The sequence below is a fragment of the Meridianimarinicoccus marinus genome (assembly GCF_040689105.1).
Classification (GTDB): domain Bacteria; phylum Pseudomonadota; class Alphaproteobacteria; order Rhodobacterales; family Rhodobacteraceae; genus Meridianimarinicoccus; species Meridianimarinicoccus marinus.
The window spans coordinates 20,894-27,872 of sequence record NZ_JBFBVU010000035.1 but is presented as its reverse complement, the minus strand read 5'-3'; the positions used below and the strand labels follow the sequence as shown (position 1 = coordinate 27,872).

General features: G+C 59.2%; 5 protein-coding genes and 2 pseudogenes. 3 read left to right on the top strand and 4 right to left on the bottom strand.

The window, feature by feature from the left end:
• Positions 1 to 517: integrase core domain-containing protein (locus AB0T83_RS18115; protein ID WP_366194632.1), on the top strand; the 517-nt coding region annotated here is incomplete at its 5' end.
• Between the two features lie 60 nt (positions 518 to 577).
• Here the strand turns inward: AB0T83_RS18115 and AB0T83_RS18110 are convergent.
• Positions 578 to 2,110 (bottom strand): annotated as a pseudogene (locus AB0T83_RS18110) (amidohydrolase).
• Positions 2,111 to 2,543: 433 nt separating this feature from the next.
• On the opposite strand from AB0T83_RS18110, the pseudogene AB0T83_RS18105 reads away from it, so the two are divergent.
• Positions 2,544 to 2,726: pseudogene (locus AB0T83_RS18105) on the top strand (IS5/IS1182 family transposase); the annotation flags it as partial.
• 162 nt (positions 2,727 to 2,888) lie between these two features.
• Here the strand turns inward: AB0T83_RS18105 and AB0T83_RS18100 are convergent.
• The gene (locus AB0T83_RS18100; RefSeq protein WP_366194631.1) at positions 2,889 to 3,209 is read right to left on the bottom strand and encodes a hypothetical protein; all 321 of its coding nucleotides are present in this window, start codon (positions 3,207 to 3,209) and stop codon (positions 2,889 to 2,891) included.
• Between the two features lie 202 nt (positions 3,210 to 3,411).
• Between AB0T83_RS18100 and AB0T83_RS18095 the strand changes: the two genes are divergently transcribed.
• A complete protein-coding gene (locus AB0T83_RS18095) occupies positions 3,412 to 3,741 on the top strand; it encodes a hypothetical protein (RefSeq protein ID WP_366194630.1) in 330 nt (109 codons plus the stop codon).
• 271 nt (positions 3,742 to 4,012) lie between these two features.
• On the opposite strand, the gene AB0T83_RS18090 is transcribed toward AB0T83_RS18095, so the two are convergent.
• Together AB0T83_RS18090 and AB0T83_RS18085 are read right to left on the bottom strand one after the other, a co-directional pair.
• Positions 4,013 to 4,729 carry a response regulator gene (locus tag AB0T83_RS18090; RefSeq protein ID WP_366194629.1) on the bottom strand — a complete coding sequence of 239 codons (717 nt, stop codon included), beginning with the start codon at positions 4,727 to 4,729 and terminating at the stop codon, positions 4,013 to 4,015.
• Entirely contained in the window at positions 4,726 to 6,942 is a 2,217-nt protein-coding gene (locus AB0T83_RS18085) for a hybrid sensor histidine kinase/response regulator (protein WP_366194628.1), read from the bottom strand. The genes AB0T83_RS18090 and AB0T83_RS18085 overlap by 4 nt, the downstream gene beginning before the upstream one ends.
• Positions 6,943 to 6,979: the final 37 nt, after the last annotated feature.

Below are 6,979 nucleotides of genomic sequence, written 5' to 3'. Positions count from 1 at the left end.
AAGGCTGATCCCGGCCAGCACCAGCGCGACCCGGACCGGCGGCAGCAGGTCGCCGGGATGCAACGCCGTGGCGGTCAACCTTGTCGTGGCCGCGAGGGTCATCCCCTTCTTTGCAGATCACGGTATCGCCCTGCTGCGCATCCTGACGGATCGGGGCAAGGTCGGGAACCACGCTTACCAGCTCTATCGGGCCGTCGAGGACGTGGATCATTCCAGGACCGAGGCGAACAGCGCGCAGACCAATGGCATCTGTAAGCGGTTCCATCGGACCATCAAGGACGCGATCTACGACATCGCCTTCTGCAAGAAGCTCTACCGTTCGGTGAAGGCGTTGCAGGTCGATCTCGATGTCTGGTTGGTGAATTGCAACGAGCAGCGACCGCATTCGGGAAAATACTGCTACGTCAAGACGCCTGTGCAGACCTTCCGCGAAACGTTAAACATCGTTTTCGAAAAGACGATCCGGGCATCCGACATGCCGGACGGTCCCGAACCCGTTCTCAGCCACCAGGGCTGAGGTGTCCGTCAGATCAAGTCGGAAGGTTTCCACCTTTCGATCATAGTCCTGGCAGCTCACTCACAGTCCGTCACGATGACGGAACTGGCCATCCATGATCGTTGCCTGCACCTTTGTCGTCAGGAGTTGTTCGGGATTGTCCAAATCCAGAATGTTCCGATCCAAGATCACAATATCCGCCAATTTTCCGACTTCGAGAGAGCCGATCTTGTCTTCCATTCTCAGTTGCCAGGCAGGGTTGATAGTTACGGCTTCGATCGCTTGCATCAGGTCCAGCGGTTCAGCGCCATTTGGGAATTTATTGGAGTTCTCTGGATCAAGGGGGTTCTTGAACGTAACCGCTGTGTAGATCTGGTAGAGCATGCTGTTGGTCGACATCGGCGCGGACGGGTAATCTCCTGCAAGGCTGACGCTGACCCCGGCATCGGCCAGTGGCCTGTATTGAGAAACACGCTCATTCGTCCGCGTGTCACCCAACATGCTGAGAAAGTCCTGATCCTGCCCAGCCCAATCCACCGAAAAAATCGGGGTGATGTTTACCGGAATGCTGTTGTCGATCATACGTTGCTGGTCATCTGGATGAACGATCTGATAGTGATGCAGCGCATTGCGCTCGTCCGTGTTGCCGGAGTCGCGCGACGTAAGGATCGCGTCAATCATTCCACGCACAGTGCCCGACCCTTCAACATGGGCAAAAACGTCGAGACCTTGATCGTTTGCGGCCTTGACGACCTCTTTCATCTGATCCGGTTTCACCGCCGAAATGCCGATATTGTCTGTTCCCTCGAACGGCTCCAGCATCAGAACCGCGCCAGCACTCCACGTCCCTTCGGGGTGCAGTTTGATGCCATGTACGCGAAACAAGTCTCCGTTGTACTTGTCGGCCATTGCACGTGCCCGTGCCGCAAATTCAACCGGATCGGCGGTTGCGTCCTTGTAGGCCGGCTGAACAAATGTTCGCACTGGCAAATCGCCGTCGGCGAGCGCTCTTTCAAGCACCTTCATGGAGATTTCCTAATCATCGAACATGCCGGGTGCGTTTGTGAAATTCGGCGTGACAACTCCAGGAATCAGTGCTGTTGTTGTGCCGCCTGCGACGACTTGTGGCTGAAGTTTTTCGCGGCTTTCCTCGATCATTCGCTCGGGCTCCCAAGCGACTTTCGTATAGACCGGGAACCACGACCCTTCCTTGCCGACGCCCAATGGGTTTCCGTCGTCATCCCTGATCCAGTAAGTAACACCCGGTACCGGGTCCGGCGTATCTTTGGTGATGTTTCCGGCTTCGAGCGCCCTTGTGTTCAGCCAGGCATCGTGAATGGTGAAGTCGATGATAATCGCGATCTTGTCGGGGATGATTTCATCCAGTTCAGCGGCAGTGGGCGCGCCGCCCATAAGGGTAGCATTGTATCCCTGGCCGACAATGATCGGCAAATCGGGGTTCTCCGCCACGTAATCCCGCAGCATCTGCAGTGTTTCTTCCTTGTCTTTTGCCGCATTCAGATCGACGCCAAGTGTCGACCACGCGGACCTGAGAACATGGTCATGGGCGCTGACATAGCCGGGGAGCACCATCTTGCCGGTCAGGTCAAGCACTTCGGTGTTCTCGCCGGTCAGGCTTTCCACACCGCCCAGGTCGCCAACATACACGATCTGATTGTCTCGCACGGCAACGTGCTTGTGCCTGGGGATTTTGCTTGTCCATTGTCAGGATGAAAGCGTTCTTCAAAACCAGATCTGCGGCATCCTGGGCATGAGCAAGGCTCGCGCTTAGTGCCAGGACGCTGGCCATAATCAACTTCATCGCGTGTCTCCCCTGTTGGCAAGTTCATCTTTTTCAATGTTTTCAGGGTTGCCATGGCTTTTTTGCAGAACTCTGACGTCTGAGGATTCACTTCGCGAATCCATGGCGTTAGATTCTCTGTTTGAGCAAGCCATCTCCCGCCCGCTATCGCACGACGAACTGGTCCAGCTATCGAGCCTTTGAGGCGCCATGGGTTCGGGTTCAATGGCGAGGGCGTCGCTTCGTAAACGGGAGGACGGATACCACGCCCGCAGCCGGATCGAGGCCGAGATGTGCTGCCTGAAATCCTTCGGCGAGCGCATCGCCGCAAGAGACCCGGACCGCCAGACCGCCGAAATCAACGCCCGCATCGCCCTCATGAACCGCTTCAACGCCCTCGGCACCGCCGTGATCGTCCGCGTGGCCTGACGTCAGCCGGGCAAGGGGCAGTCTCGCCTCAGGACGGGGTAAGGCAACACGCCCTGCTGATTTACAAGTTGCGCACCGCCGCCCGGTGTCGGTCCGGAATGAATCCGGTCGGAGGCGTCGATGGTACGCCCGCATTTGGTACTGTCAGCAATCGGCGCCGGATCAGTCCATGTAGGGGCTCTTGCCGCCCTTCGCGAAATCAGGCCAGTTCTTTCCCTCGGCGAAGAAGTCGACCATCGTGGTTCCTTCGGGATCATAGGAGCACTGGATGTCGTCCGAGCGAGTCTCAAGGTAGATCGTGCCGTTCATGGCGTGGGTTCCGTCGGTGCGCTGACCTTCGTACTTCATGTCGGTTCTGGCCTCAAAGTCCTGAAAGAAACTCTGCGTTGCGGCACTGCAGTCTTCGGCCATCCATTCCGGGCTGACAGCCATCGTGGCCGTGGGGACGGAAAATGCAAGGATGGCAAGGATGCGTGGCTTCATGTCTAAGACTTTCCAGAGGTTTTGGCTCTGCCAACGTTAGAATGGCGGCGGGCACCGGACAAGCTTGCAGTCGCCTCCGATTTCCTGTGGCGTAATTGCTATTGCCCTGTTTGGAAGGGGTCCGAGCATGCGGTTTACACGAGATCAGGCGACTGCAATCTTTCAATTTCCATTGAGTCAGGCCAGAGCTGCCAGACAGACCATGCATTCAAAGATCCTGATCGGATTGTCCATCGCGGCGGCGTCAGCCGTTTGCGCCAACACCCATCGCTTTACAGGCTCGGCCACGTGCAAGCTGACGAACACCGCAGCCGATGCCGGCCTCTACGAGGGGCCGCGCACGGTCACGCAATCTGAAACCGAGTACAGCACGATCTTCGAAGTCAAGATGGGCGGGGCAGAGTCTTTCCTGTTTGCGGGCAAAAAGGGAGACCCCAACTGGATGCATGGCCCCGACAGGGTTCGCTTCACGGACCTCCCCACCCGAGGCATTTTCCACTGGTCGACGTTCGCGCTGGTCGTGGCTCAGTAGAAGTAACATTGACCCGCTGACGTCACGCGTCATCGTGGTCGTGACAAGGTGTCGGTTGCGGGCGCAAGGGCGGTTGAACATTCTTGACTGGCTTTGCACCCGCAACCGACCGCCTCAGGGCTGTCAGATTTTTGACATGACTTGAAACGTCTTGGCGCACCAACGATTGGCCCGAGGATGAGTGATTCAGGACCGTTGCGTTCATCCGTAGAGGTTGACGGAGCGCCTTCCCCTCAGCCTGTTGAGTATCCGCCGGTGTTGGCTCCGCCACTCAGTCCGGGTCGAAAACGTATCCTATCCCGCGGACTGTCCTGATCAAACCGGGTTTCTGGGGGTTAGTTTCGATCTTTCTGCGCAGCCGGGAGATCCGGATATCAATACTGCGGTCGAACGGATCCCACGAGCGGTCATGCGCCTGTTCAAGGATCTGGTCGCGGTTGAGAACGCGGGAACGGTTTTCGGCAAACAGCCTGATCAGGCGGAATTCCATGGCCGTCAGAGGAACTTCCTGCCCGTCCTCTTGAAGCAGTTTCGCGGCCCCGAGATCCAGCGTGTAAGGTCCGAACGGAAGGGCGTCGGCTTCGCCGTTCACGGCGCCTTCCGGGGTCTGCACCGGGGCGCGCCGAAGGACAGCCTTGATCCGCGCTTCGAGTTCGCGCAAATCGACAGGCTTGCCGAGATAATCGTCGGCGCCCATTTCAAGCCCGAGAATCCGGTCTATGGTCTCACCGGCGGCAGTCAGCATCACCACCGGTGTGCGATCCTCGACCCGCAATGTCCTGAGCGCGGACAGGCCGTCCTCGCCGGGCATGTTGACGTCGAGCAAAATCAGATCCACGTCCTGTTCGGCGATCAGGTTTCGCATCGCGGCCGTGTCATGCACCGCAAGCACCTTGAAGCCGCGCTTTCCAAGATATTCTTCCAGCATCTCGCACAGGTCGACTTCATCGTCGCAAACGAGGATCGTGGGCGTCTCGTTCTTCGTCATGCGCTTCCTCCCTGGGCGAGAATTCCGGACACGAAATCACGCAGTTCCGTCGGCGAGACGGGTTTCTCAAGATAGGGCCGGCCGGATTCACGCAGCAATGCCTGGGAAGACTGGCCCAACGTGTCGCCGGTGACAAATCCCATTTGTCCCAGCAATTCGGGATAGTTGCGCCGCACCGTTTCGAACAGTTTCCGGCCATCCGTGTCGGGCATGTTCAGGTCCGAGATTATGCAGTCGGTCTGTCCCAGCGACAAGACTTCGAGCGCCTCGGTGCCGGAATAGGCCACACGGACACGGAAACCCGCGCGTTCCAGAACCTCGCCATGAAGATCCGCCACATCGGGTTCGTCATCGACCACCAGAACACGCGAAGGCACCGGGCGGTCCGGTTTGCCATCCGCCGGTGCGTCGGCGGCGTCGATCGGCGGCAGATCGACGACGATGCGGGTGCCATCGCGGTAGTCGGTGTCCAGCCGGATCTGGCCCCCATGTGTCTGCACCACACGATGACACCATGTCAGCCCGATGCCCTTGCCATTGCCGATCCCACGGGTGGAAAAGAATGGCTCGAAGATCTTCCCGGCGATGTCTCTGGACACACCTGGCCCATTGTCGGCAACGGCGATACGCACATGCCCCGAGCGTGGATTCAGCCCGGTTTCGATGACCACGCGCCCCGGCACGTCGATGTCGGACAGGGCAGCGTGCGAGTTCTGCAGCAGGTTGATGAGCACTTGCGCAAGCTGGTTGACGTCGGCCCTGACTTCTGGAAGCCCCGGGGCGAGCTGCAGGTCAATATCCAGATCCAACGTCATGCCGCTATGGCGCAGGACGTCCACCGCCGTTCTTGCAATATCGTCCACAGAGGCGGGCGCCATCTCGGCCGGTTCCTGACGCACCATCGAAAGGTAGGTCTTTACGACGTCCGAACACTGCCCGGCGGCGTCCTCGATCTTGCGGGCGTGTCTTTCCACCTCCGGGCCGGCCCCTTCCTCCCGCAACATCAAGGCATGTCCCCGCACCACAGAGAGCGGATTGTTGAGGGCATGGGCGACATTGGCCAGCACCCCGCCAAGTGCACTCAACTTCTCGTTCTGGAACAGGCGCTCGCGCTGACGCGCCAGATCCATTTCCGTTTCAAGTTGATCGGTCAGATCGCGGGAGAATGAGACGATGACGTCGCGGCCTTCATAGTCGATCAGCCGAGCCGAGACCGCGCCCCAGAAGGGACGGCCCTCCGGGTCGAGGAAACGCGCCTTGAAATCGTTCACGAACCCGTTCTTTCGCAGCGCCTTGAGGAAATCATCTCGGTCCGCCGGATCGGCATAGAAGGATCGGGTATTCGGGTTGTGCCCGAACATCTTGTCGATTTGCCGTCCCCGGAACAGGACAACTCCGGTTTCCGCCTCGGTCATCAGGATCGGGGCGGGGCAGTTCTCGACCACCTTGCGGATGATGTCCCCCTGGCCAATTTGCTCGCGAAGGTCGATCAAAGTGGTGACCGCGCAGGTCTCGCCGGCGAATTGCGTCATCCGGCCGCTGGACGACATGGGAACCGTCTGTCCATGCCTGTCAACAAAGTCGATCCGCCGGTCGTCGACCCGTCCGGTGCGGCGCAATTCCTGAACGAAGCTGTCGCGGTCGGCCGGGTCGAGGTAATGTTCACGCGCGAATGTCGTCTTTCCAAACAGCTCCAGCGCCGCCGGGGAGCGATACAGGATGAAACCGTCGCGCAGGCGGGCCATCACAACCGGCACCGGGTTGGTATCTAGGATCGTCCGCAAAAGTTCTTCGCTTTCGTGCAGCATCCGGGCTGCGTGGTTCGCCTCGGTCACATCCGTCCGGATGACGATGAATCCGCCCGACGACACGGGATTGTAGCGCACCGAATAGACCCGCCCGTCGCTGTGGCGCTGCACGATCTCGCGAGACTTCGGGCGCCCGACATTCGCCTGCCACTCCGCCTCCCGCGCGCTGACATCTGCATAGAGTCCGCTGGCGACGCAGGCCTGCAACATGTCCTCCCATCGCATACCCGGCACGATCATCCCGGCGATCGGTTCCAGCATCTCGGCGAAACGCTCGTTGAAGGTCACAAGCCGCCGCCCGGCGTCGAAAACCGCAATCCCCTCGGCCAGGGCGTCGATGGCTTCCATCGGGAAACTGGTGCCGTTCAAGTCGGGCTTTCCGGTATGTGGATCGTCATGGGTCATTCTTCCCGGCTAAGCCATCGATGTTTCATGTGGTTTT

Bases quoted from the DNA above. Each gene is read 5' to 3' on its own strand.
- AB0T83_RS18085 (WP_366194628.1), bottom strand. From the start codon at position 6,942: ATGACCCATGACGATCCACATACCGGAAAGCCCGACTTGAACGGCACC.
- AB0T83_RS18095 (WP_366194630.1), top strand. From the start codon at position 3,412: ATGCATTCAAAGATCCTGATCGGATTGTCCATCGCGGCGGCGTCAGCC.
- AB0T83_RS18090 (WP_366194629.1), bottom strand. From the start codon at position 4,729: ATGACGAAGAACGAGACGCCCACGATCCTCGTTTGCGACGATGAAGTC.
- AB0T83_RS18100 (WP_366194631.1), bottom strand. From the start codon at position 3,209: ATGAAGCCACGCATCCTTGCCATCCTTGCATTTTCCGTCCCCACGGCC.